Annotated in this window: 23 protein-coding genes; 6 read left to right on the top strand and 17 right to left on the bottom strand. The window is 67.4% G+C overall.

Going from position 1 to position 22,448, the window contains the following annotated elements:
• The first annotated feature begins 272 nt into the window (after positions 1–272).
• Positions 273–806 (top strand): 1-acyl-sn-glycerol-3-phosphate acyltransferase, encoded by a 534-nt coding sequence (locus tag IP92_RS23595; RefSeq protein WP_307724869.1) that lies wholly within the window; start codon positions 273–275, stop codon positions 804–806.
• Between the two features lie 94 nt (positions 807–900).
• On the opposite strand, the gene IP92_RS23590 is transcribed toward IP92_RS23595, so the two are convergent.
• The 12 genes from IP92_RS23590 to IP92_RS23535 form a co-directional block, all read right to left on the bottom strand.
• The gene (locus tag IP92_RS23590; RefSeq protein ID WP_145879860.1) at positions 901–1,446 is read right to left on the bottom strand and encodes a HupE/UreJ family protein; all 546 of its coding nucleotides are present in this window, start codon (positions 1,444–1,446) and stop codon (positions 901–903) included.
• The gene (gene ureG, locus IP92_RS23585; RefSeq protein WP_145879857.1) at positions 1,443–2,084 is read right to left on the bottom strand and encodes an urease accessory protein UreG; all 642 of its coding nucleotides are present in this window, start codon (positions 2,082–2,084) and stop codon (positions 1,443–1,445) included. Before ureG ends, IP92_RS23590 begins: the two co-directional genes overlap by 4 nt.
• Before the next feature lie 23 nt (positions 2,085–2,107).
• On the bottom strand, positions 2,108–2,797 hold the full coding sequence (locus IP92_RS23580; RefSeq protein WP_145880228.1) for an urease accessory protein UreF: 690 nt from the start codon (positions 2,795–2,797) through the stop codon (positions 2,108–2,110).
• A complete protein-coding gene (gene ureE / locus IP92_RS23575) occupies positions 2,797–3,312 on the bottom strand; it encodes an urease accessory protein UreE (RefSeq protein ID WP_145879854.1) in 516 nt (171 codons plus the stop codon). The genes IP92_RS23580 and ureE overlap by 1 nt, the downstream gene beginning before the upstream one ends.
• Positions 3,313–3,314: 2 nt before the next feature.
• Positions 3,315–5,015, bottom strand: a complete 1,701-nt coding sequence (gene ureC / locus IP92_RS23570; RefSeq protein ID WP_145879852.1) for an urease subunit alpha — start codon at positions 5,013–5,015, stop codon at positions 3,315–3,317.
• A 20-nt stretch (positions 5,016–5,035) separates the two neighbouring features.
• Positions 5,036–5,353, bottom strand: a complete 318-nt coding sequence (locus IP92_RS23565; RefSeq protein ID WP_145879850.1) for an urease subunit beta — start codon at positions 5,351–5,353, stop codon at positions 5,036–5,038.
• A gap of 29 nt (positions 5,354–5,382) precedes the next feature.
• Positions 5,383–5,685, bottom strand: coding sequence for an urease subunit gamma (locus tag IP92_RS23560; protein ID WP_145879847.1), 303 nt, complete (start codon positions 5,683–5,685; stop codon positions 5,383–5,385).
• A 9-nt stretch (positions 5,686–5,694) separates the two neighbouring features.
• Positions 5,695–6,549: an urease accessory protein UreD gene (locus IP92_RS23555; RefSeq protein WP_145879845.1), complete on the bottom strand. Its 855-nt coding sequence runs from the start codon at positions 6,547–6,549 to the stop codon at positions 5,695–5,697.
• Positions 6,550–6,680: 131 nt separating this feature from the next.
• Entirely contained in the window at positions 6,681–6,911 is a 231-nt protein-coding gene (locus tag IP92_RS23550) for a hypothetical protein (RefSeq protein ID WP_145879843.1), read from the bottom strand.
• Positions 6,912–7,031: 120 nt separating this feature from the next.
• Positions 7,032–7,733, bottom strand: coding sequence for a hypothetical protein (locus IP92_RS23545; protein WP_145879839.1), 702 nt, complete (start codon positions 7,731–7,733; stop codon positions 7,032–7,034).
• A gap of 17 nt (positions 7,734–7,750) precedes the next feature.
• Entirely contained in the window at positions 7,751–9,514 is a 1,764-nt protein-coding gene (locus IP92_RS23540; protein WP_145879837.1) for a DUF885 domain-containing protein, read from the bottom strand.
• Positions 9,511–11,166, bottom strand: coding sequence for a SulP family inorganic anion transporter (locus tag IP92_RS23535; protein ID WP_145879835.1), 1,656 nt, complete (start codon positions 11,164–11,166; stop codon positions 9,511–9,513). The genes IP92_RS23540 and IP92_RS23535 overlap by 4 nt, the downstream gene beginning before the upstream one ends.
• 318 nt (positions 11,167–11,484) lie before the next feature.
• On the opposite strand from IP92_RS23535, the gene IP92_RS23530 reads away from it, so the two are divergent.
• Positions 11,485–12,483, top strand: a complete 999-nt coding sequence (locus IP92_RS23530; RefSeq protein ID WP_145879833.1) for an SDR family oxidoreductase — start codon at positions 11,485–11,487, stop codon at positions 12,481–12,483.
• A 10-nt stretch (positions 12,484–12,493) separates the two neighbouring features.
• Positions 12,494–13,570: a non-homologous end joining protein Ku gene (ku, locus tag IP92_RS23525; RefSeq protein WP_145879831.1), complete on the top strand. Its 1,077-nt coding sequence runs from the start codon at positions 12,494–12,496 to the stop codon at positions 13,568–13,570.
• Between the two features lie 11 nt (positions 13,571–13,581).
• Here the strand turns inward: ku and IP92_RS23520 are convergent, their stop codons facing one another.
• Together IP92_RS23520 and IP92_RS23515 are read right to left on the bottom strand one after the other, a co-directional pair.
• Complete coding sequence (locus IP92_RS23520) at positions 13,582–14,277, bottom strand: PA4824 family protein (protein WP_145879829.1); 696 nt, start codon at positions 14,275–14,277, stop codon at positions 13,582–13,584.
• Between the two features lie 252 nt (positions 14,278–14,529).
• Complete coding sequence (locus IP92_RS23515) at positions 14,530–15,294, bottom strand: alpha/beta fold hydrolase (RefSeq protein WP_371860966.1); 765 nt, start codon at positions 15,292–15,294, stop codon at positions 14,530–14,532.
• Between the two features lie 188 nt (positions 15,295–15,482).
• Here IP92_RS23515 and IP92_RS23510 point away from each other — a divergent pair, with 188 nt between their 5' ends.
• Positions 15,483–15,956, top strand: a complete 474-nt coding sequence (locus IP92_RS23510) for a carboxymuconolactone decarboxylase family protein (RefSeq protein ID WP_199271858.1) — start codon at positions 15,483–15,485, stop codon at positions 15,954–15,956.
• Positions 15,957–15,999: 43 nt separating this feature from the next.
• A complete protein-coding gene (locus IP92_RS23505; protein ID WP_145879827.1) occupies positions 16,000–17,424 on the top strand; it encodes an HD domain-containing phosphohydrolase in 1,425 nt (474 codons plus the stop codon).
• Between the two features lie 87 nt (positions 17,425–17,511).
• Here IP92_RS23505 and IP92_RS23500 read toward each other — a convergent pair whose 3' ends face one another.
• The 3 genes from IP92_RS23500 to ligD form a co-directional block, all read right to left on the bottom strand.
• Positions 17,512–18,327 carry a hypothetical protein gene (locus IP92_RS23500; RefSeq protein WP_145879825.1) on the bottom strand — a complete coding sequence of 272 codons (816 nt, stop codon included), beginning with the start codon at positions 18,325–18,327 and terminating at the stop codon, positions 17,512–17,514.
• A gap of 225 nt (positions 18,328–18,552) precedes the next feature.
• On the bottom strand, positions 18,553–19,038 hold the full coding sequence (locus tag IP92_RS23495) for a hypothetical protein (RefSeq protein WP_145879822.1): 486 nt from the start codon (positions 19,036–19,038) through the stop codon (positions 18,553–18,555).
• 166 nt (positions 19,039–19,204) lie between these two features.
• The gene (ligD, locus tag IP92_RS23490) at positions 19,205–21,871 is read right to left on the bottom strand and encodes a DNA ligase D (protein WP_145879820.1); all 2,667 of its coding nucleotides are present in this window, start codon (positions 21,869–21,871) and stop codon (positions 19,205–19,207) included.
• A 174-nt stretch (positions 21,872–22,045) separates the two neighbouring features.
• On the opposite strand from ligD, the gene IP92_RS23485 reads away from it, so the two are divergent.
• Positions 22,046–22,402, top strand: coding sequence for a hypothetical protein (locus IP92_RS23485; RefSeq protein ID WP_145879818.1), 357 nt, complete (start codon positions 22,046–22,048; stop codon positions 22,400–22,402).
• Positions 22,403–22,448 lie beyond the last annotated feature (46 nt).

Raw genomic sequence — 22,448 nt, 5'->3', positions numbered from 1 at the left:
AGCGCCGGACCGTGTAACGGCGCCATTCTGGAGCGTATGGGTTGTTCCGCAACAATGGCTGGGCGCGGCTTGCCGCACCGGATCAGCCCGGATAGAATGCCGTCCGCGGTTTCATAAAGTGAAAAGAGCAAAGACAAATCAGTGCGAAACTGACCTGCCGGCCGCGCCATTCGTCAGGGAGAGGTATGAACCAATATAGGCTAGAGGCCACCCAACTGCCAACGTTCCGACAGCGCTTTTGTTTGCGCGTCCTCCACCTGTTTGGCTGGAAAATGATGTATCGCCCGCTGCCGGGGCCGCGCGGCATCGTCGTCGTCTACCCGCACACGTCGAACTGGGATTTCCTGATCGGCCTGTTCGGCAAGTGGGCGCTGGATCTGCAGTTCCGCTGGCTGGCGAAGGATTCGCTGTTCCGCATTCCCGTGCTGGGCCGCTGGTTCCGCTGGCTCAACGGCCAGCCCGTGGACCGCACGGCGCCGCAAGGCATGATCCGTGCCCAGGCCGAGCGCATGCACGCGGCCGAGTGGTACTGGCTGGCGATCACGCCGGAAGGCACGCGCGGCTACCGCCCGCACTGGAAGAGCGGCTTCTACCACCTTGCGCTGGAAGCGAAGGTTCCGCTCGTGCTCGTCTACATGGATTACCCGAACAAGGTGCTGAGCGTACAGGACCAGCTATGGCTGACGGGCGACCAGGAACGCGACATGGACGCGATCCGCGCCGTCTACGAAGGCCACCAGGGCCGCCACCCCAAAGACGCGGCGCCGATCGTGCTGGGCGAGCGGCGCAAGCAGCCGCGCGATTGAACACGTTGCGGCAAAAATAGGGCCTGTCCCCTTTTCCGAGAAAGATTTCCTGAAAACGGGTGTCTGACACCGGTTTTCAGGAAACATGATGTGGCTACAGGGCCAGCAAGCCCAGGCCCGCGATGGCGATCGGTGCGCCGGCGTAGCGGGCCAGCGGCAGGCGGCCCAGGAGGCGGCCTGCGAACAGCAGCAGCGCACTGGTGGCGAGATAACCGATGGCGCTGGCCGCATGCGGCAGCTCGATGCCGTGGGCGTTGCCGTGCAGGATGGCGAAGCTGCCCAGCAGCGCCGCGCCGGCCCACGCCGGCAGCGTGACGGCCGCCGCGACCAGCACGCCCGTCACCAGCACCGTCAGCGCGATGCCCCCTTCCAGTCCAGGCACCTGCCAGCCGGCCATGCCGGCCGCGGCACCGACGCCCATCATCGCGACGAACACGGCGGCGAGTGCCCTGCCCTGCTGCTGGCGCGCGCTCCAGATGCCTGCGGCGAGCAGCGCCAGCAGGTGGTCGATGCCTGTCAGCGGATGCAGCATGCCTGCGGCAATGCCGCCTTCGGGATGGCCAGGATGGCCCGGGTGGGCCAGCGCGGAGCCGGCGGCCAGCAGGCCGGCGAGGAACAGGATGTGGTATGGCTGTTTCATGCGATCTCCGTGGAAGGTGGCACCTGCCCCAGCAGGCCTTGCGTGCGAATGAAATCGATCACCTTGGCGACGCCGTCGCCGGTGCGCAGGTTCGTGAACACGAAGGGACGGTCGCCGCGCATGCGCCGCGCGTCCGCCGCCATCACGTCAAGGTTCGCGCCCACGTGCGGCGCGAGATCCGTCTTGTTGATGATGAGGAGGTCCGAGCGCGTGATGCCTGGGCCGCCCTTGCGGGGGATCTTCTCGCCACCCGCCACGTCGATCACGTAGATCGTCAGGTCCGACAACTCAGGGCTGAACGTGGCGGCCAGGTTGTCGCCGCCCGATTCGACGAGGATCAGTTCCAGGTGCGGGAAGTCCGCCTGCATGCGGGCGATGGCCTCCAGGTTGATCGACGCATCCTCGCGGATCGCCGTGTGCGGGCAGCCGCCCGTCTCCACGCCCATCAGCCGCTCGGCCGGCAAGGCCTCGGCGCGCAGCAGGATTTCCATGTCCTCGCGGGTGTAGATGTCGTTCGTGATGACGGCCATGTCGGTCGTGTCGCGCATGCCCTTGCACAGCATCTCGCACAACGCCGTCTTGCCCGAGCCGACCGGCCCGCCGATGCCCACCCGGAGCGGATTTGATACGGTTTGCATGATGTCCTTTCTATGAGCCGAATTTACGATCGATAGACGCGGCTGTACTGCACCTCGTGGCGCATCGACAGTTGCGACAGGCCCGGCGTCCAGTTCGACAGCTCGTGCTCGGCCAGCGACTGCGCGCACAGCGCGGCCGCCTCGATGTCCGGCCGCAGCGCCAGCAGCAGCTTCTGCCCGGCCACCTGCCCCAGCGGCACCGACTTGACGCACACGAGTACCTGGTTCTCGGCCCACGCGAACAGCAGCGCCAGCAGCGCCTCTTCGTGCGGGATGCCCAGCGCGGCAACGGCGCATGCGTAGGCCGACACCAGCGGCACCTCGCCAGCCGTGTCGTCCTGGCGCAGCATCGCCAGCGCGCCTTCGTCGGCGATGCCCAGCTCCTCGATCAGCCGCGCCAGCGAATACCCCATCTGCACCGTCTCGGCACGGAATTCGGCCGTGTCGCGCGACGCGATGGCGCGCTCGGACAGCTCCGCCACAGCGGGCGCGTCGCGCTGCGTGTAGGCCTGCATCAGGCGCCAGCACAGCGGCGCGTCCCAGCGCGCGACCACTTCGTGCAGCTGGCGCGCGATCCATGCGTGGGCGCTGGGCGCGTCGTGCACGAGCCCCTGCTGCAGCGCCGCTTCCAGCCCTTGCGAATAGCTGTAGGCGCCGATCGGCAGTTGCGGGCTGGCGAACTGCAGCAGGTGCAGTAACTGCGTCGCTGCGATCATGACGCACCCTCGCGCGGATCGCCGGGCCGGTGGATGCGCTGGCGCACGGGAATCGGCGCCAGCGGGCCATGGTCGTGGTGATGGTGCCCACCGGCCGAATACGCGCCGGACTCCGGCTCGAACGGCGCCCGTTCCTCGATCACGGTGGCGCCCAGGCCATACAGCATTTCGCGCAGCACGGCATCGGCGCGGATGCGCAGGAAGCCAGCTTCCACCTGGGCCTGCGTATGCCGGTTCCCCAGGTGGAAGGCGCAGCGCAGCAGCGCCTGCGCATCCGGCGCGGTGACGCGGTACGTGTCCTCGCTGGCCGCCACCACCTTGACGACGCGGCCCTCTTCGCCCGTCAGCAGGTCGCCGTCGCGCAGCACGGTGCCGCGCACGGTGAAGATGGCGACTTCCTCGCCGGTGTCGAGCGTCGCGCGCAGCCGGCATTTTTCACGCAGTTCGTAGGGCAGCACCAGCGATGCGTGAACGTGCTCCGCATGCGCTAGTTTGGTATGCAAAGTCATCATGGTCAGAACAGGAAATAACGTTGGGCCATCGGCAGGATCGCGGCAGGCTCGCACACGAGCAGCCGGCCATCCGCGCGGACCTCATAGGTTTCGGGATCGACTTCCATCACCGGCAGCGCGCCGTTGTGGATCATGTCGCGCTTGACCAGGCCGCGCGTGTTCTTCACGGCGACGACCGGCTTGTTCAACTGCAGCCGCGCGCCGATGCCGGCATCGAACGCGGCCTGTGACACGAACGTCAGCGACTTCTTCAAGCCGCCGCCGAACGCGCCGAACATCGGCCGGTAATGCACCGGCTGCGGCGTGGGAATCGATGCATTCGGGTCGCCCATCTGCGCCGCCGCGATCATGCCGCCCTTCAGGATCATCGACGGCTTGACGCCGAAGAACGCCGGCTTCCACAGCACCAGGTCGGCCAGCTTGCCCACTTCCAGCGAGCCGACGACGTGGGAGATGCCGTGCGTGATGGCGGGATTGATCGTGTACTTGGCGATGTAGCGCTTGACGCGGAAGTTGTCGTTGCCGGGCGCGTCCTCCGGCAGCGCGCCGCGCTGCACCTTCATCTTGTGCGCCGTCTGCCACGTGCGCAGGATCGTCTCGCCGACCCGCCCCATCGCCTGCGAATCGGACGACATCATCGAGATCGCGCCCATGTCGTGCAGGATGTCCTCGGCGGCGATCGTCTCGCGCCGGATGCGCGATTCGGCGAACGCCACATCCTCGGCGATCGCCGGGTCGAGGTGGTGACACACCATCAGCATGTCCAGGTGTTCGTCCAGCGTGTTGACCGTGTACGGCCGGGTGGGATTGGTCGACGACGGCAGCACGTTGGCCACGCCGACGGCGGCGATGATGTCCGGTGCATGGCCGCCGCCCGCCCCTTCCGTGTGGAACGTGTGGATCGTGCGGTCCTTGAACGCGGCCAGCGTGTGCTCCAGGAAGCCGCCTTCGTTCAGCGTATCGCTGTGCAGCGCCACCTGCACGTCCATCCGCTCGGCCACGGACAGGCAGTTGTCGATCGCGGCCGGCGTGCTGCCCCAGTCCTCGTGCAGCTTCAGGCCGATCGCCCCTGCTTCGACCTGTTCCTCCAGCGGCCGCGGCAGGCTGACGTTGCCCTTGCCGAGAAAGCCCAGGTTCATCGGGAACGCGTCGGCCGCCTGCAGCATCGCGTGGATGTGCCACGGGCCCGGCGTGCACGTGGTGGCCGCCGTGCCGACGGCGGGGCCCGTGCCGCCGCCCAGCATCGTCGTCACGCCGCTCATCAACGCTTCCTCGATCTGCTGCGGGCAGATGAAGTGGATGTGGCTGTCGATGCCGCCGGCCGTGACGATCATCCCTTCGCCGGCGATGATCTCGGTGGCGCCGCCGATCGCCATCGTCACGCCTGGCTGGATATCCGGGTTGCCGGCCTTGCCGATCGCGGCGATGCGGCCATCCTTCAGGCCGATGTCGGCCTTGACGATGCCCCAGTGATCGACGATGACGGCATTCGTGATCACGGTATCCATCACGTCCGCATGCACGCGCTGCGACTGGCCCATGCCGTCGCGGATCACCTTGCCGCCGCCGAACTTCACTTCCTCGCCATACAGCGCGTGGTCCCGCTCGATCTCGATGAACAGTTCCGTGTCCGCCAGGCGGATGCGGTCGCCCGTCGTGGGACCGTACATCTCCGCATAGGCGCGGCGCGTTAGTGTCGCCATCTGTTATCCCTTGTCGTTGTTCAGGGTTGGTCCTTCAGCTTGCCCATCACCTGGCCGGCGAAGCCGTACACCTCGCGGTCGCCTTCCAGCGCCACCAGTTCGACCGTCCGTTGCTGGCCCGGTTCGAAGCGCACGGCGGTGCCGGCCGCGATGTTCAGCCGCCGGCCGTACGCCTTCCAGCGCTCGAACACCAGCGCGTTGTTCGCTTCGAAGAAGTGGAAATGCGAGCCGACCTGGATCGGGCGGTCGCCCTGGTTCGCCACGACGACGGTAACCGTCTCGCGTCCTGCGTTGATCGGCACGTCGCCGTCCTGCAATCGGTATTCACCGGGGATCATGATTCCTCCCATCTGTTCACGCCCATGGATTACGGTATCGGGTTGTGGACGGTCACGAGCTTGCTGCCGTCCGGGAAAGTCGCTTCGACCTGGATATCGGAGATCATCTCGGGGACGCCCTCCATCACCTGGTCGCGGGTCAGTATTTGTGTACCTTCGGACATCAGCTGCGCGACGGTTTTGCCGTCGCGCGCGCCTTCCATGATGGCTGCCGTGATCAGCGCCACCGCTTCCGGATGGTTCAGTTTCAAGCCGCGCGCAAGGCGGCGTTCGGCCACGAGGGCCGCGGTGAAGATCAACAGCTTGTCTTTTTCGCGAGGTGTCAGGTCCATGGTGTTCTCTTATGTGCGCCAGCTGCGCGGATCGAACGCGGCGCGCCCCAGCAGCGCCGGCCGGACGATGCGCCACGCCGCCAGCATCAGTTCACGGGCCGCTTCGCTGTCGTCGCCGAGCCAGCGTACCGACAGCACATGCTTCATCTGCGTCACGCCGTAACAGGGATCGTCGGCCAGCGCGCGCAGCGCGGCCAGCTCCGGTGCCGGCAGCACGGTGCCGACCGCCAGCAAGGACGCGCACACGGTGCGGCCCGCCAGTCCCAAGGGACTTGCCAGCACGGCCGGCGTCAGCGCGCCCTGTTCCCACCACAGCAGCCGGCCGCCGCGGCGCACGGACGTCGTTTGCCGCACGCGCCCGCTCGCAAACGTTTCGCCGGACGCGCGCCGGCCCAGGCACAGGATTTCGCAGCCGAGATAGGCCGCGTCAAGAGCCAGGGTGACGTGGTGTTCGAGATCGACGTGGGCGTCGTCGTAGAAGATGGTTTCCTGCGGCAGCCATTCGAGCGCGCCGCCGCTTTCCGCCGACAGGTGCACGCGCTGGCGCGACACGCGCCCGTTGGCGCGGTACCACTTGGCCGCGCCGGGCGTCGTCAGAAGCGCGTGCGCATCGGGGCCCAGCCGGGCGGCGATCGCCAGCTGGTCGCCGCCGACCACGCCGCCGGGCGGATGCACGACGATCGCGTGGCAGACTGAGGGGTCTTCCGGATACAGGGGCTTTTGCACGCGCAAGGGACCTGCGTGCTCGCGGCGCGTCAGGCGGGTGACGGCACCATCGCGGGTGAAACCGAGCGCAAGGCTGGCTTGCCACGCGGCGCTCGCGTGGATTGCAGGGTCGGGCTGGCGTTCGGGACAGTCGGGCATGGGGTGGCGGAAAACGCAGACCCTCTACACCTTGCAATTAGCGTGCCAGAGTTATCCCGGCGGGTGGGCACCCTGGCCGCACCATGGCAACGCGGACGCACCAAGGCGGTGCAGCAGCGTCGCCTGGATGCTCACGACAGGTCGGTGGGTTCGCTTTCGTCCAGCGTGTAGCGCACATTGCGCAAGCCATTAATGCGCAGCAGTTCGCGCACCGTCAGGCCGGACGGATCGGCGCTCTGACGGTTCTGCCGCTGCTCGCTGCGCAGGATTTCGCCGACGATTTCGATGTCGCGCAGGCGATAAGGGGTGTTGACGACCAGTGGCTGGTCGGCGTCGTTGTACCAGATCTGGTAAAGCGGCATGGGAGCTCCGTAGCGTTATCAAAGCACCATGATAACGCCGGATGCGCGCCGGCGCACGCCCGTACGGGATGGGAAGTTTGCCGGACCGTTGGGCAGGTAGTGCGTCCCACGCACGGCGGGTTACTTCTTGTACTTCAATCCAGTGGTGGGCTTTACTGAGACGTTCCCCGCCGCGACGACCTTTCGCGTCTTTGTCAGCGATTGCTTCGACAGCGCTTTGGCCAGCGCTGCGCCGCCGCCGCCCTGATCCGCAAGCACGACGTCGACGATCGGGAGCAGGTCTGGCAAGCGCGTCGTCGCTTCCCGCATGTCCAGTTCGAGCCAGCCCTTGTGCACCAGGGTTTTGTCCCCGAATGCCTCGGGAGCGCAGGCAGCCAGCGCCAGTGTGGCGAAAGACCCGTACTTCTTCACCTCGACGTTGCGACCCTTGCCGGTGTTGTCCTGCATGGCCTGGTTCAGCGTCAGCGCGCGAGGAATAGTCTTCGTCCAGAGCAGATAGTGCATCCAGTCGCCCGCGCATTTTTCGTCCATGCCGAGTTCCCGCATCCAGTACCTGCCGAGCGCGTACAGCTTGTCCATCTGCTCGGCCGGGTGGTTGTCCGTCCCCTCCTGGTACAGCGACGCCGTCCCGCCATCCGTGATTTTTGCCTGCACGATGGCGACCCGGCACCGCTTGCCAACGGGGATGACCAGCGCGAAATCGGCGCCGGTGGCCGACTCGCTGCGCTTTCCCGCACCACCCTTGGTGTAATGTCCCCACAGCGCCGCTGCCGAATTCGGGTCCTTCAGGCCGGTGGCGCAGAAAGTGAAGTTCGCGGCCATCCGCGCGACCCCATCGTTCAGCTCTCCGCGCCGTACGGGCCCTTGCCACCCTCCGCGATAAAGCGGTCGATCCGCGCCTTCAGCACGGGCAGCGGCACGGAGCCCAGCTCCAGCACCGTGTCGTGGAACGGGCGGATGTCGAACTTGTCGCCCAGCGCCGCTTCGGCCTTCTTGCGCGCCTCGACGATCGCCATCTCGCCCAGGTAGTACGACAGGGCCTGGCCCGGCCACGAGATGTAGCGGTCCACTTCCGTCTCCACCTCGTGCTGCGACAGCGCCGTGTTCTCCATCAGGTAGCGCTGCGCCTGTTCGCGGGTCCAGCCCTTCGCGTGGATGCCCGTGTCGACGACGAGGCGCGACGCGCGCCATGCCTGGTAGCTGAGCATGCCGAACACCTCGTACGGCGTTTCATAGATGCCCATCTCGGTGCCGAGCCGCTCGGCATACAGCGCCCAGCCTTCGCCATACGCCGAGATGTACGCATTGCGGAAGGCGGGGCGGCCCTTCTGCTCCAGCGCCACCGGCATCTGGAACGCATGGCCGGGCGCGGATTCGTGCAAGGTCAGCGCCGGCAAGCTATAGAGCGCCCGGGCCGGAAGGTTGTACGTGTTGACGAGGTAGACGCCCGGTCCACCGCGGCCGGACGTGTAGTACGGCGCCTGCTCGGGCGGCACCGGGATGATCGCGAAGCGGCTGCGCGGCAGGCGGCCGAAGTAGCGCTCGGCCTTGCCGTCGAACTTCTTGGCGATCCAGGCGGCGCGCATCAACAGTTCTTCCGGCGTCTTCGCGTAGAAGCGCGGGTCGGTGCGCAGGAAGGTCAGGAACGCGGGCAGGTCGCCGTCGAACTTCACTTCCTTCATCACCTGCGCCATCTCGGCGCGGATTTTCGCCATCTCCGCCAGGCCAATCTGGTGGATCTGGTCGGCAGACAGGTCGGTCGTCGTGAACTCGACGATCTTCGACTGGTAGTACGCCTTCCCGTCCGGCAGGCTTTCGGCGGCCAGGTTGACGGTGGACTTCGGCACATATTCGTCGCGCATGAACGCCAGCAGTTGCGCGTGGGCGGGGATCACCTTGTCCTTGATCGCCTGCAGCGCGGCGGCGCGCAGGGCCGCCTGCTCTTCCGCCGGAATCGTCGCGGGCATCGCCTTGAACGGCTGGTAGAACGCCGTGTCTTCCGGCTTGGCCTCGGCCACCACCTTCAGCGACGCATCGCGGCCCGCCAGCGTGACCTTCGGCGGCGTGAAGCCGCGCGCCAGGCCGGCGCGCATATTGACGACCTGCTCGCCGAAATAGCGCGGCACGTCGTTCAGCTGGGCGATGTAGTTGGTGTAGTCCTTCTTCGTGCGGAACGGCTTGCGGGCCTCGTAGGTCATGTTCGACCAGAAGGCCGAATCCGCATTCAGCGGCTTTTCGTACTCGCGGAAGCGCTGGTTCGCCACCAGTGCGGCAACCTGCGAGCGGTACACGGCGAAGTTGACCTGCTCGGCCGGCGACAGCTTGTTCGCGGCGACGCCATCGAGCTGCTTCAGCACGTTTTCCCAGTAGCGCTGGCGCGCCAGCTGGGTGGCCGCGTCCACCTTCGGCAGGTTGGCGCGGATGCCGTTGGTGTCGTCTTCCTCGTCTTCCTGGCGCTGCTGCAGACGCCACTTCCATTCCGTTTCATAAATCGTGCGCAGGCGCGCGTCGGCCGGATTGGCCGTGGCCGCATACAACGGCGGCGCCTGCAGCACACAGGCGGCGGCCAGCGAGGCGAGCAAGGCGGCACTGACTTTCTTCATCGGGGGTCCTTTTCTGGTGACGTGGAATTCAGGTGATCGGCGGCCATCGCCGTGCTGAGGAAGATGCGGCCGCCCAGCTGGTCCGGCAGGCTGCTGTCGCGCAGCCGGTCCATCACGGGGCCCTTCACCTCCGCCAGGTGCAGGCCGATGCCGCGTGCCTTCAGGCTGGCATTGAGTTCGGCGAGGGCGAACAGCGCCGTCGTGTCGATCGAACTGACGGCCAGCATGTTCAGCACGAGGTGGCGCGTGCCGGGGTGGGCACGCAGCTCGTCCTCGATGCGTTCGTTGACGGATTCGACGTTGCCGAAGAATAGATTGGCGTCGATGCGCAGGATCAGGAGGCCCGCCGACGTGGCGGCCGGATAGCGGTCGACGTTGCGGAAGTGCTCCGTGCCGGGAATCCGGCCCAGCACGGCGATATGCGGCCGGCTGGCCCGCCAGATCAACGTGCCCATCGACAGCACGACGCCGACGATGACGCCTGCCTCCACGCCAAGGGTCAGCACGCCGATGCAGGTGACGAGCCACGCCAGCGCGTCGCCGCGGTCGTAGCGCCAGGCCGTTTTGAGGGTATCGAGTTCCAGCATGCCCAGCACGGCGACGATGATCGTCGCGGCCAGCGTCGGCAGCGGCAGCAGCGCCAGCCAGCCGGTGGGCAGCACGAGCGCCAGCGCCAGCAGCACGGCCGAGATGACGCTGGCCAGCGGCGTGTTCGCGCCGGCCGCGAAGTTGACGGCGGAGCGCGACAGGCTGCCCGTCACGGGAAACGCGCCGGACACCATGCTGGCCACATTGGCCGCGCCCAGGCCGACCAGTTCGCGGTTCGACACGAGCTTCTCGCCCCGTTTCTGCGCCAGCGTCTGCGCGGCGGACATGCTGATCAGGAAGACGACGAACCCGATCAACAGGCCCGGTTGCAGCAGCGCGCGCCAGTGATCGGGCGACGTGGCCAGGTTCAGCTGCGGCAGGCCGGACGGCACCGGCCCCGTCAGCGCGATGCCGTGCGCGCCGAGATCGAACGCGGCGACGACGCCGGTTGCCGCCAGCACCACGACCATCGGCGCGAGCTTGGCGACGACGTCCGCAGCGACAGGCCGCACGCCGAGCCGGCGCAGCAACGGCGCCAGATGGCCGCGCGCCAGCACCAGCAGCGCCAGCGAGGCCAGTCCCAGCATGGCGCTCGGCGCATGCCAGCGCGGCGGGGCTGCGCCCAGCAGCGGCTTGACCTGGCCCCAGGCGATGACGAGCGACGAGCCGACCGTGAAGCCGCTCATCACGGGCCGCGAAAAGAAATTGGCGAGAAAACCCAGCCGCAGCACGCCGCACAGCAGCAGCACGGCGCCGGCGACGAGGGCCAGCTGGGCGGCCAGCACCGCGTGCAGCCCGGTGCCGGCGGCGGCCAGTGGCGCGATCGCCGCACCCGTCATCAGCGACACGATGGCCATCGGCCCGACCGACTGCGTCATGCTGCTGCCGAACAGCGCATACACGAGCGGCGGCAGGATGCTGGCATACAGCCCGGCGACAGGCGGCAGCCCCGCGACGAGCGCGTACGCCATCCCCTGCGGGATCATCATCATGGCCACGACAACGCCCGCGCCGAGATCCCCCGGCAGCGCGGCGCGCCGATAATGCCTCAGCCATTCCAGCATCGGTCAACCTGTTTTACGTTCGAAGGCGCAAGCCTACCATGGCTGAGCAACTGTCCACCATAGGGAAGGCCGCCGAGCTGATGAGCTTGTGTCCCTGGTGCCTGGCACTAAGGGGACACGGGCTCAGCCATTGCTTCAACCGCCACCGATATGATGAGCTTGTGTCCCTGGTGCCTGGCACCAGGGACACAAGCTCATCGGTTAGGAACCTTGATTCCCCGCTCGCGCACGCTTCGATACGCTGTTTGTTAGGGAGCGCACGGTCGTTCCCGGCGTGTGGGTCAATACTGTTTTTTCGTATAGAAGGAGAACACAGACATGTCCAATTCCGAGAACAAGTCACAGAACGTCGGCAACCTGCAGCGCGACATCCAGCAGCAGCAGGACCAGCGCGACCAGTCGAAGTCCCAGTCCGGCGGCGGCCAGCAAGGCGGCCAGGAGCAAGGCGTGCAGACGGGTACTCACGATTTCCCCAGCCCGCCGCTGCCGCAGCAGCACCTGGCCAAGCCCGGCGTCGAGGCGGACATGGAGCTCAAGCCCCACTTCCTCGCGCCCGACTACAAGGGCAGCGGCAAGCTGCAGGGGATGAGCGCGATCGTCACCGGCGGCGACTCCGGCATCGGCCGCGCCGTCGCGGTGCTGTATGCACGGGAAGGCGCCGACGTGGCGCTGATCTACCTGTCCGACGAGCAGGAGGATGCCGTCGAGACCAAACGCTGCATCGAGGCCGAGGGCCAGCGCTGCATCCTGATCCCCGGCGACGTGCGCGATCCGCAGTTCTGCCGCCATGCCGTGGACGAGACCATCAAGGCGTTCGGCAAGATCGACGTCCTCGTCAACAACGCGGCGTTCCAGGAGCACGCCGATTCGCTCGAGGACCTGACCGAAGAGCGCTTCGACCTGACGATGAAGACCAATATCTACGGCTACTTCCACATGGCGAAGGCCGTGCTGCCGCACCTGAAGAAAGGCGCGTCGATCATCAACACAGGGTCCGTCACCGGCCTGCAGGGTTCGGCCAAGCTGCTCGACTACTCGGCCACCAAGGGTGCGATCCACGCGTTCACGATGTCGCTCGCGTCGAACGTGCTGGAGAAAGGCATCCGCGTCAACGCCGTCGCGCCCGGCCCTGTGTGGACGCCGCTGAATCCGGCCGACCAGACGCCCGAGAAGATCGCGCAGTTCGGCGCGAGCACGGACATGAAGCGGCCCGCCCAGCCGGAAGAGCTGTCGCCCGCCTACGTGTTCCTCGCGTCGCCGGTGTGCTCGAGCTACATCACCGGCATCGTGCTGCCCGTTACCGGCAGCGTCGGCTAGGAGCAGCGCCATGGCCCGCTCGCTCTGGAAAGGCGCCATCAGTTTCGGCCTGGTCCACATCCCGGTCGAGCTGTACTCGGCCGTCAAGCAGAACGAGCTGGACCTGACCATGCTCGACAAGCGCGACTTCTCGCCCGTCGGTTTCAAGCGCTACAACAAGGGCAACGGCAAGGAGGTCAGCTGGGACAACATCATCAAGGGCTATGAATACACGGCCGGCGAATACGTCGTGCTGTCGGACGAGGACCTGAAGCGTGCCAACGTGAAGGCCACGCAGACGATCGACATCCTCGCCTTCGTGCCCGCCGAGGACGTGCCGCTGACCTTCTACGAAACGCCCTACTACCTCGCGCCCGGCCGCGGCGGCGACAAGGTGTACGCGCTGCTGCGCGAGACCTTGCGCCGCGCCGGCAAGATCGCCGTCGCCTCCGTGGTGATCCGCACCAAGCAGCACCTGTGCGCGCTGGTGGCCAGCGAGGACGGCATCATCATGAACACGTTGCGCTACGCCGACGAGATCCGCGACACCGAAGGCCTGAATCTGCCGGCGAAAGGCATGAAGGCCACCGGCATCTCGGACAAGGAACTGCAGATGGCGTTGAGCCTCGTCGAAGGCATGTCGGACGAGTGGGACCCCGGCCAGTACCACGACACGTACAAGGACGACGTGCTGAAACTGGTCGAGAAGAAGATCGCGGCCGGGCAGACCAAGTCGATCACGCCGCCGTCGAAGGAAGGCGAGGCGGCACCGTCGTCGAACGTCATCGACCTGGTGGCGCTGCTGAAGCAATCGCTCGGGGCGAAACCCGCCAAGGGCCGCAAGGCCACGGCCGACGAGGACGAGGAAGACACGTCCGCCGACACCGATACGGAAGAGGAAGAGGAAGCCGCGCCGCCGCGCAGCAAGAAGGCGGCGCCGCGCACGTCGACGACGCGCACCGGTTCGGCCCGCAGCAGCGGCACGGCCCGGGCGACGGCGAAGACGTCCGCGCCGAAGAGCGGCGCCGCGAAGGCCGCCGCATCGAAGCCGGCCGCGAAGAAGACGGCCGCGAAATCCACCGGCACCACGCGGCGCAAGGCCGCCTGAGCACGGACGCGCTAGCGGGGGAACGTCCAGGTCAGGCCCAGCACCGCGTAGTTGGCGCGCACGCCGTCGCAATGCTGCACGCCCCAGGCGGCATCGAGGTCCAGCACGTCCGGCACGGCGCTCCAGCGCCAGCCGGCCTGCCAGGTGCGGTACGCGCCCCGCTCGCCGAATGTCTCCAGCGACAGCCCGGTATGACCGTGCGTCGTCTCCAGCGCGGTGGCCCAGGTGCGCGCGCCGTGGCCGGCGGCCCTGTGCTCGATGCCGCCCACGTTCGCATGCACGATCGCCCATGATGCGATCGGAATGCTGAGGATCAGCGTCGCGGAGCGGTCCCGCAAGCCTTCCTGCGCCCCGTTCAAGCCGGTCAGCTGCTGCTGTGCGAACGTGACGCCGGCGCCCCAGCCGTCTTCCGTCAATGGGCGAAACAGCGTCTTCGCATGCACCGCCAGCGCACGCCGCCAGGCGCCTTCATGGCGCACACCACCGAACCCGGCGCCGACCTCCCAGTCGTTGGCCACGTTGCAGGCGGGGATGAACCAGCCCTGCCCCGGATCGCGCTGCGCGGACATCTCGACCTGGCACATGCCCGGCGCGACGACCGACGCATCGTCCGTGACGAGCGGGCGGCCCGCCAGCGCGGGCAGCGAGGAAAACGACAATAACAGGGTTGCGCCGAGGCGCAGGGATCGGTTGGGTGACATTGGCATGGACGATAAGCTGCGTGCGGCGCGCCGCACGCTCGTGATGCCAGGACGGGGGTTGGGGCTGGCGAAAAAAATGCAACACGGCAATATTACCACTGTCGGGGCCGCTGGAGGGGCAACGGCGTGGCTGGCGCGCCACGCCGTTGCCGATTTCCTGCACGATTGCCAGGCGCCCGATGAAACCTCAACAATATCAAAGGCTTATCATTCAAGCTCAGCCGTGGTGCACAGTGTTATCCACAGTTTCTGTGCATATCACCGGGCAGCGGCCACCGCAGCCAGGATCACCTTTGCCACGTCCGCCGGGCGCGATTGCTGCGGCACGTGGCTGGTCGGCAGTTCCGTCGTCGTCGCGCCGATCTTCTTTGCCATCGCCCGTTCCAGGTCGGGCTGGATCATCCGGTCGTTCTTGCTGACGATGTACCACGACGGCCGGCTAGCCCACGCCGCGGCGGTGGGCTTCTCGTCGAACGCCTTGGCCTGGATCGGACCCTGGGTGGCCGCCATCACGGCCGCCTGCGCGGCCGGCACGTCCTGCGCGAAGTCCTGGCGCAGCGCGTCCGGCGGCAGGCTGAGATAGCCCTGCTTGTCCGCGACGAGCTTCGCAATGCCGGGCGGCGTCGGGTAGCCCTTGCCCGCTTCGGCGGTCGACTGGCCGGCATCGGGCGCGAATGCCGCCACATAGACGAGGCCCGCGACCTTGTCATGGTTGCCCGCTTCCGTGATCACGGTGCCGCCCCACGAATGCCCCACCAGCACGACCTTGCCCGGCTGGTTGTCGATCGCGCGGCGGGTGGCGGCCACGTCGCCGGCCAGCGACTCCAGGCCGTTCTGCACCGCCGTGACCTTCACGCCGCGCGCCTGCAGCAGCGGAATGACCTTGGCCCAGTCCGAGCCGTCGGCGAAGGCGCCGTGCACGATGACGACGGCGGGCTGCTCCGGCGCGGCCTGCACGCCGGAGGACAGCAGCGCGGCAGTGGTCAATGCGGCCAGCGCGGCGAGTTTCATTTTGGTTGCCATCTCGGGTTCCTTGTTGGTTGGTTGCGATGGAACCAGTGTAGGCACCGGCCCCGTTTCGCGGTATCGGTCGATCGTCCGACCCCGGCCCATCGAAAAAGATGGAGGCCTGTCACAACGCCGGCGGCAGCGCCGTCTAATGCTGTGAACGGGGCGCACGGTGCGCTCCCGGCAACCTGAAAGGAACCAACATGTCCGGCACGATCCATGAAGCCCGCATCCCCCTGATGAACCTCGCCCCGAAAAGCCTGCACGCGATGGTCAACCTGTCGCAAACGGTCAAGAAGAGCGAACTGGGCGCACGCATCGTCGAGCTGGTGAACCTGCGCGTATCGCAGGTGAACGGCTGCGGCGTCTGCGTCGACATGCACTGGCGCGACCTGATCCGCCAGGGCGCCGACCCGCGGCACCTGAACAGCATCGCCGCGTGGCGCGAGTCGCCGTTCTTCGACGCGCGCGAACGGGCAGCGCTGCGCTGGGCGGACGCCGTCAACGCGCTGCCGCAGCGCGACGACACCGATGCCGCGTGGGGCGAGCTGCGCGAACACTTCAGCGAAAACGAGATCGCCGAGCTGTCGTTCGCGATCGCCGTGATCCGCGGCTGGAACGCGATCAACGTCTCGCTGCGCAACCCGCTGCCGGTCAACCCGCTGCCGGGCATGTAAGGCTGCCTTGCCGCGGGGCGCCGTGGCCGCTACAGTAGCGGCCATGACATTCGACGATACCGTGAGCGTCGCCGACGCCGTGCAGGCGCTGGCGCTGGTCGGCGACCTTTCGATGGGCCAGCCGACCGACCATTCGATCCGCACCGCGCGCCTGGCCGCGCGCGTGGCCGACATGGATGGCGCCGGCCCCGCGGGCTGCGCCACGGCCCGCACCGTCGCCCTGCTGCGCTGGTCCGGCTGCACGGCGAACGCGTCCGGCTTCGCGGCGCTGATGGGCGACGACGTGGGCGGCCGCCATGCGATGCTGACGCGCACCTTGCCGCCCAATCACCCGCTGACCTTCACCAGCGTCGCGCCGCTCGCGCAAGTCCATTGCGAAGTCTCCGGCGACATCGCCCGCATGCTTGGGCTGCCGCTCGCCGTCGAGGAAGCGCTGCGCCACGTGTTCGAGCACGTGGACGGCAGCGGCATGCCGTACCGGCTGCGCGGCGCCGCGATTCCCAATGCCGTATTCCACGTCGCGCTGGCCGGCGACCTGGAAATCCTGTCACGCGCCCACGGCCTGGACGCCGCGCTGCGGCTGATCGGCGAGCTTGCCGGCCGCAAGTATCCGGCCGCGCTGGTGCGCCTGGTCACGCCGCACGCGCGCGCGTGGCTCGATGCGCTGGACGACGACACACCGTGCGGCGATGCGCCGCCCAGCGAGACGCGCGTGGCGCTGACGCTGGTGGCGGACATGCTGGAACTGAAGCTGCCCGCGCTGGCCGGCTTCTCGCGCCGCGTGGCCGACGTCGCACGCGGCGCGGCCGCGCTGCTTGGCCTGCCTCCCGCGCAGCAGCAGTGCGTGGGCCGTGCGGCACTGATCCATGGCCTCGGCCGCGCCGCTGTGCCAAACGGAGTGTGGCAGCGCGAAGGCAAGCTGCGCACGGCCGACTGGGAAAAGGTACGGCTGGTGCCCTACTGGACGGCGCGCGCCGCCATCCAGATACCGGCGCTGACAGCCGAAGCGCAGCTTGCGTCGCACGTCTACGAACGGCTGGACGGCAGCGGCTACTTCCGCAGCCTGACGGGCGACGCCTTGAGCCCGTCGCACCGCGTGCTGGCCGCCGCCGCCGCATGGACGGCCTTGTGCTCGCCGCGCCCATGGCGGCCGGCTTACGAACCGGCCGCCGCCACCGCGCTGCTGGCGGCGCAGGCGGCGCGCTTCGACCGCGCCGCGGTGGACGCCGTGATTGCCTCGGCCGGCGGCACGCAAGCGCCGGCACCGCGCCGCAGCGGCCTGCTGTCCGACCGCGAAGTGGACGTGCTGCGGCGGATCAGCACCGGCGAGAGCAACAAGGAAGCGGCACGGGCGCTGCGCATCAGCCCCAGCACGGTGCGCACGCACATCGAAAGCATCTTCCGCAAACTGGAATGCTCGACGCGCGCGGCGGCGACGTTGAAGGCGTTGACGTTGGGGTTGATCTAGGCGAGTGCGTCGGGGCCACTCAGCGGCATTGCCCCTGGCCGGGCGGCCGATCGCGGCGTCAACGGGCGGCCCGTCCCACGCCCCAGCTTACACGCCCGGCACGGGGTTTTCGCCGGCCACCAGCTTGTAGGCCTTGCCGTCGAAACGATAGCGGGCAGTCTGCTTCACGTCGGCGATGTGGTGCTTTTCGAGCCCGCCCTTGGCATCTTCCGTCACCTTGTAGCGCTCTCCGGTGAAGTCGACGACGAGGTCAGCGTACTGTGCGCCGGCCTGCCCGGGCACGGCGGGTGCCACGCTGATCTTGCCGCCGATGTCCCAGCATTCGTCGGCTTCCGGTCCGCAGGCTCCCGAGTTGCCCGAGTGCTCGTTGAAGCTACCCAGTGCCTGCACGCCGCCGGCCAGCGCGAAGATGTCCGCGCTGAGTATCTCGTAGCCCTGCCACACCCCACCCGACGAGACGATGAAGCCCGGCTTGCCCGGCGCGAGGGCGATCCACTTGACGGCGCCGAAGTGGCCGTGCGAGCCAAGGTTCGCGACGTTCTCGTAACGGTCGCTCACCTGCCAGCCGGCGCCCGCGCTGCGCAGCACGAACACGTGCATGTCGCCCCCTTCCGCATGGGATGCCTGCTCGGCGCCCGCCGCGTCGGCGGGAGTCCCATTGACGATCACGGCGACCCGCCCTGCCTCCAGCTGCGCCGCGGCGACGAACGATAGTGCGTTGAAGCCTTCGTCGGCGCTGCCGGTCAGCGCGCGGCGCGCCTTGGCGTCGTAGCGGTCGCCGAAGATCGCGGCCATCCATTCGCCTGCCTTGGCGCGGCCCAGGTCGCGGGGCCCGGCCGGCGTGGCGCTTTCCGCCCGCGCGGCGGCGACAGGTGCGGCCACGGCCACATTGGCCGGCGCCAAGGATTCCTGTTGCCGCGAACACGCGGCCAAGCAAGCGAGGGTGGTCAACATCAGAATGCGCTGCATCGCGACAAGGCCGGGCAATCGGCCGAAGTTACAAGGATGGCAATGATGCCGGATTTTGCCGCCTTTGCAAAGACGCGATCAAGACGCGGTCCAACGGTGCCTTCTCGCCCGAAGGCCATTCATGCCGGTGGCTCCGCCTGTTGAACCCACCGGCACGCATCAGTCGCTGCGCATGAACGACAGCATGTAGCGTCCGTCCACGGCTTCGAACGCGACGTGGTCCCATTCGATTCCATACCAGCACTGCGGGGCGATGTGGACGCGCCACGTGCGGCAGTTGCCGATGGCCGCGACCAGGCCGGCCAGGAAACCGTTCACCACGTTTTCGCGGTGCGGCGATAACGGTACCGCCGCCAGCACCTCCGAGCGGAAGAACCATCGCTCGCACATGCGGTGCAGCGTATGTTCGAACGGCCCGCTGATTTCTTCCAGCGTGATGTGCCAGGTGGCGGCGGGATAGTCGCGCGGCGGGTCGTACCGCGTTTTTCCGACCAGTTCGAAGTGACGGCCAACCGCCTCCTCCAGATCGGCCGCAGCGGGCAAGCGTTCCAGGTCGTAGGCCGCGAAGACGTCCGTCCTCTCGGCATTCAGGTCGGCCAGCAGGTCGAGCCGCCCGCGGCAATCGGCAAATCGATCAGTATTCATGCGGCGATGTTACCAGCACGCCGACGACGCGGGCAGGCGCGGGAGAGCGTCGGCACACGATCGTCCCGCCAGCGCCAGGCCGTTGCGCCGGGCGCCCCCGCGTCGCCAACCGCGCGCGCCGCATCAAGTCCCCCGCATCAAGTCCCCCGCATTAAGCCCCCCCGCATCAAGCCCCCGTATACCCCATCTGCTTCATCGCCTTCGTGATACTGACGGCGCTCTTCGCATAATCGGCCCATGGCGCGTTGCCATGGTCGAGCCGCGTGTGGACGGTGGCCACGGTCCACTGGTCGCCGCCCTTCAGGTGCGGCAGCTCGTCCCAGGCGACGGGCACCGAGATGCCCAAACCCGGACGGGTCCGCGCCGACCACGCGCATACGGTGGTGGCGCCGCGGCCGTTGCGCAGATAGTCGATGAAGATCTTGCCGACGCGGTTCTTCGGGCCGCTCTTGAACGCGAAGCGGTCCGGTAATGTGCGCGCCATGTGCTCGACGATCAGCTTCGAGAAGCCTTTCACCGTATCCCAGTCGTGCTGCGGCTTCACGGGTACGACGACGTGCAGCCCCTTGCCGCCGCTCGTCTTCAGGAACGTCGGCAGGCCCAGCTCCTCGAGGAACGCGCGCATCAGCTGCGCCGCTTCCTGGATGCGTTCCCACGTCACGCCCTGCCCCGGGTCCAGGTCGAAAATCATCCGGTTCGGCTTGTCGTAAGTGCGGGCAAACGCGTTCTGCGTGTGCAGCTCGACGACGTTCCACTGCGCGCACGACAGCAGGCCCTGCGTGGTCGCCACTTCCAGCATCGTCGGGTGATCCGGGTCGAGTTCCTGCGGCAGCTGCTTCACGCCGGGCAGCTTGCCGACCTCCGAGTGCTTCTGGAAGAACAGCTCGCCGCCGACACCGGCCGGCGCCCGCACCAGCGCCACCGGCCGGCCCTTCAGGTGTTCCAGCATCAGGTCGGCCACCAGCGCGTAGTAGCGCACCAGGCCGATCTTCGTCATGCCGCTGGCGGGGTCGATCAGCCGGTCCGGGTTCGTCACCTTCAGCGACGCGGGCAGCTTGCTGCCGACGTCCGATTCGGCCACCGGGTCGGCCTTGGCCTTGGCCTTGGCCTTGCCGCGCACGGGTGCTGCCTTCGTTGTGCTCTGTGTCTGCATGACGTCCTCCACGTGGGCGGCCTGCTCGCGGCGGATGCTGGCCGCCTTCTTGTCCTTGCGCAGGCCCTGGAATACGGAATGGCGGATCGAGCCGCTGCCGGTCCATTCGCCGAACGTCACCTCGGCCACCAGCGTGGGCTTGACCCAATGTGCCTTCTTCTCGATCGCCTTGGTCGGCGCGAACGGGTTCGTGTCGCTGGCCAGCTTGTGCAGCTTCGCCGTGATGTCGCGCAGCGACTTCTCGTTGAACCCGGCGCCGACGTTGCCGGCGTAATGCAGCTTGCCGGCGTCGTCATAATAGCCCAGCAGCAGCGAGCCGATGCCCACGCGCGAGCCCTGCGGATCCGTATAGCCGCCGATGACGAACTCCTGCCGCAGCGCGCACTTCAGCTTGATCCAGTCGCCCGAGCGGCGCGATACGTAGGTGGCGTCGCGGCGCTTGCCGATGATGCCTTCCAGGCCCATGCGGCATGCCGCCGCGACGATCTCGGCGGGCGGCGCATCCAGCTCGGCCGAGAAGCGCACCGTGTCGTTGCCCTTCGCGTCCAACACCGTCTTCAACAGCTCGCGGCGCTGTGCCAGCGGCACGTCGCGCAGGTCGTGGCCGTCGAGGTAAGGCGCGTCGAACACGAAGTAAACGATGTTCTTCGTCCGGGAGCCGTCGAACGCCTGCTGCAGCAGGCCGAAGTTCGGCTTGCCGTTCTGGTCGTGCACGACGATCTCGCCGTCGTACCAGCCGTCAGGCAGCCGCATCTTCTCGATCGCCGCGCGCAGCGGTTCGAGCTTGTGCGTCCAGTCGTTGCCGTTACGCGTCCACAGGCCAATGTTGCCGCCTTCGACGCGGGCCAGCAGCCGGTAGCCGTCGAACTTCAGTTCGAAGATCCAGTCGGCGGGATCGGGCGGCGGCGCATCGACCAGCGTCGCCAGCTCGGGCGACAGCGTGGCCGGCATCTTCGCCTTCGCGCCCGGCTTGGCGACAGCAGTCTTCGCAGACTTGGCGGGCTTGGCCGTGCTCGTTGCGGCACCCTTCGCAGCGCTGCCCGCCGCCTTCTTGCGCGCCGGCTTGCCCTGGTGCGCCAGCGCCGTGCTCTCGGCCTCGTCGGCCGCGGGCGTCAGCCGTTCGCCGGTCGGCATGCCGAGCGCCTTCACGCTGTCGGGCATCTCGTCGACGACGGAGAACTCGTCGGCGGCGCGCACGTATTCGTCGTTCTCCTTGATCAGGAGCCACGGTTCCTGCTTCTCGCCGGAGCGCCTCATGCGCACCAGCACCCAGCGGCCGTGCATCTTGTGACCGCGCAGCTCGAACTTCAGGTTGCCGTCGCGGTAGCCCTTGCGCGGGTCGCCGATCGGGTGCCACGTGCCCTTGTCCCAGATGATCACCTTGCCGGCGCCGTACTGCTTCTCGGGGATCACGCCTTCGAAGTCGTTGTACGAGATCGGATGATCCTCCACGTGCACGGCCATGCGCTTGTCGTGGCTGTCGTAGCTGGGGCCTTTCGGCACGGCCCAGCTTTTCATCGTGCCGTCCAGCTCCAGGCGGAAGTCGTAGTGCAGCCGCGTGGCCCAGTGCTTCTGGATCACGAACGTCAGCGCTTCGGTACCCTCCTCGCCGCCTTCGGCAGGCTCGGGCGTGATCGCGAAATTGCGCTTGGCCTTGTAGAGTTTCAGGGAGTCTTTCATGGTCACACTGTAGGCCCCGGCGGCGCATGCATCGGTACGTCAGCTAACAGAAGAGCGGCGATTTGTAACAGATGTAAATCCCGTCAACTGGCGCGAAACGGGCCGCGTTTTCTGCACAACGACACAGCAAATGAGTGTGTCGCCCAAGATGAGTAACCAAATGAGGACTACGCCATGAAAAAAGTAATCGCTACCCTGATCGCAGGTCTGTTCGCTGGTGCCGCATTCGCTCAGACGCCCGCCCCGACGACCGCGCCGGCCGCTGCTCCGCACGCTGAAGCCAAGCACGACAAGGCTGTCGCGAAGGAGCAGAAGGAAGTAGCCAAGGCCGATGCGAAGGCAGCCAAGGAATCGGCAAAGGCCGACGAGAAGGTCGCCAAGGAAACCGCGGAAGCGAAGAAAGACGTGGCTGAAGCCAAGGCTGACGCAAAAGAGAAGAAAGCCAAGGCACACGCCAAGGCAGCGCACAAGAAAGCCGAAGCCAAGGAAGACAAGCAGTCCGCGGTCACCACCACGCCGCAGACGCACTGAACGCACGCCGGATACTTATAGCTACTCTCAGGCTGAGAATCACATA

The sequence above is a fragment of the Pseudoduganella flava genome, assembly GCF_007830495.1.
Lineage (GTDB): Bacteria > Pseudomonadota > Gammaproteobacteria > Burkholderiales > Burkholderiaceae_D > Rugamonas > Rugamonas flava.
The sequence above is the reverse complement of the archived record's forward strand: the minus strand, read 5'-3'. Positions and strand labels throughout refer to the sequence as shown.

Bases quoted from the DNA above. Each gene is read 5' to 3' on its own strand.
- IP92_RS23535 (WP_145879835.1), bottom strand. From the start codon at position 11,166: ATGCTGGAATGGCTGAGGCATTATCGGCGCGCCGCGCTGCCGGGGGAT.
- ureE (WP_145879854.1), bottom strand. From the start codon at position 3,312: ATGATGACTTTGCATACCAAACTAGCGCATGCGGAGCACGTTCACGCA.
- ku (WP_145879831.1), top strand. From the start codon at position 12,494: ATGGCCCGCTCGCTCTGGAAAGGCGCCATCAGTTTCGGCCTGGTCCAC.
- IP92_RS23505 (WP_145879827.1), top strand. From the start codon at position 16,000: ATGACATTCGACGATACCGTGAGCGTCGCCGACGCCGTGCAGGCGCTG.
- IP92_RS23495 (WP_145879822.1), bottom strand. From the start codon at position 19,038: ATGAATACTGATCGATTTGCCGATTGCCGCGGGCGGCTCGACCTGCTG.
- ureG (WP_145879857.1), bottom strand. From the start codon at position 2,084: ATGCAAACCGTATCAAATCCGCTCCGGGTGGGCATCGGCGGGCCGGTC.
- IP92_RS23530 (WP_145879833.1), top strand. From the start codon at position 11,485: ATGTCCAATTCCGAGAACAAGTCACAGAACGTCGGCAACCTGCAGCGC.
- IP92_RS23540 (WP_145879837.1), bottom strand. From the start codon at position 9,514: ATGAAGAAAGTCAGTGCCGCCTTGCTCGCCTCGCTGGCCGCCGCCTGT.
- IP92_RS23560 (WP_145879847.1), bottom strand. From the start codon at position 5,685: ATGGACCTGACACCTCGCGAAAAAGACAAGCTGTTGATCTTCACCGCG.
- IP92_RS23485 (WP_145879818.1), top strand. From the start codon at position 22,046: ATGAAAAAAGTAATCGCTACCCTGATCGCAGGTCTGTTCGCTGGTGCC.
- IP92_RS23595 (WP_307724869.1), top strand. From the start codon at position 273: ATGATGTATCGCCCGCTGCCGGGGCCGCGCGGCATCGTCGTCGTCTAC.
- IP92_RS23555 (WP_145879845.1), bottom strand. From the start codon at position 6,549: ATGCCCGACTGTCCCGAACGCCAGCCCGACCCTGCAATCCACGCGAGC.
- IP92_RS23565 (WP_145879850.1), bottom strand. From the start codon at position 5,353: ATGATCCCCGGTGAATACCGATTGCAGGACGGCGACGTGCCGATCAAC.
- IP92_RS23510 (WP_199271858.1), top strand. From the start codon at position 15,483: ATGTCCGGCACGATCCATGAAGCCCGCATCCCCCTGATGAACCTCGCC.
- IP92_RS23545 (WP_145879839.1), bottom strand. From the start codon at position 7,733: ATGGCCGCGAACTTCACTTTCTGCGCCACCGGCCTGAAGGACCCGAAT.
- IP92_RS23515 (WP_371860966.1), bottom strand. From the start codon at position 15,294: ATGGCAACCAAAATGAAACTCGCCGCGCTGGCCGCATTGACCACTGCC.
- IP92_RS23550 (WP_145879843.1), bottom strand. From the start codon at position 6,911: ATGCCGCTTTACCAGATCTGGTACAACGACGCCGACCAGCCACTGGTC.
- IP92_RS23590 (WP_145879860.1), bottom strand. From the start codon at position 1,446: ATGAAACAGCCATACCACATCCTGTTCCTCGCCGGCCTGCTGGCCGCC.
- ureC (WP_145879852.1), bottom strand. From the start codon at position 5,015: ATGGCGACACTAACGCGCCGCGCCTATGCGGAGATGTACGGTCCCACG.
- IP92_RS23520 (WP_145879829.1), bottom strand. From the start codon at position 14,277: ATGCCAATGTCACCCAACCGATCCCTGCGCCTCGGCGCAACCCTGTTA.
- ligD (WP_145879820.1), bottom strand. From the start codon at position 21,871: ATGAAAGACTCCCTGAAACTCTACAAGGCCAAGCGCAATTTCGCGATC.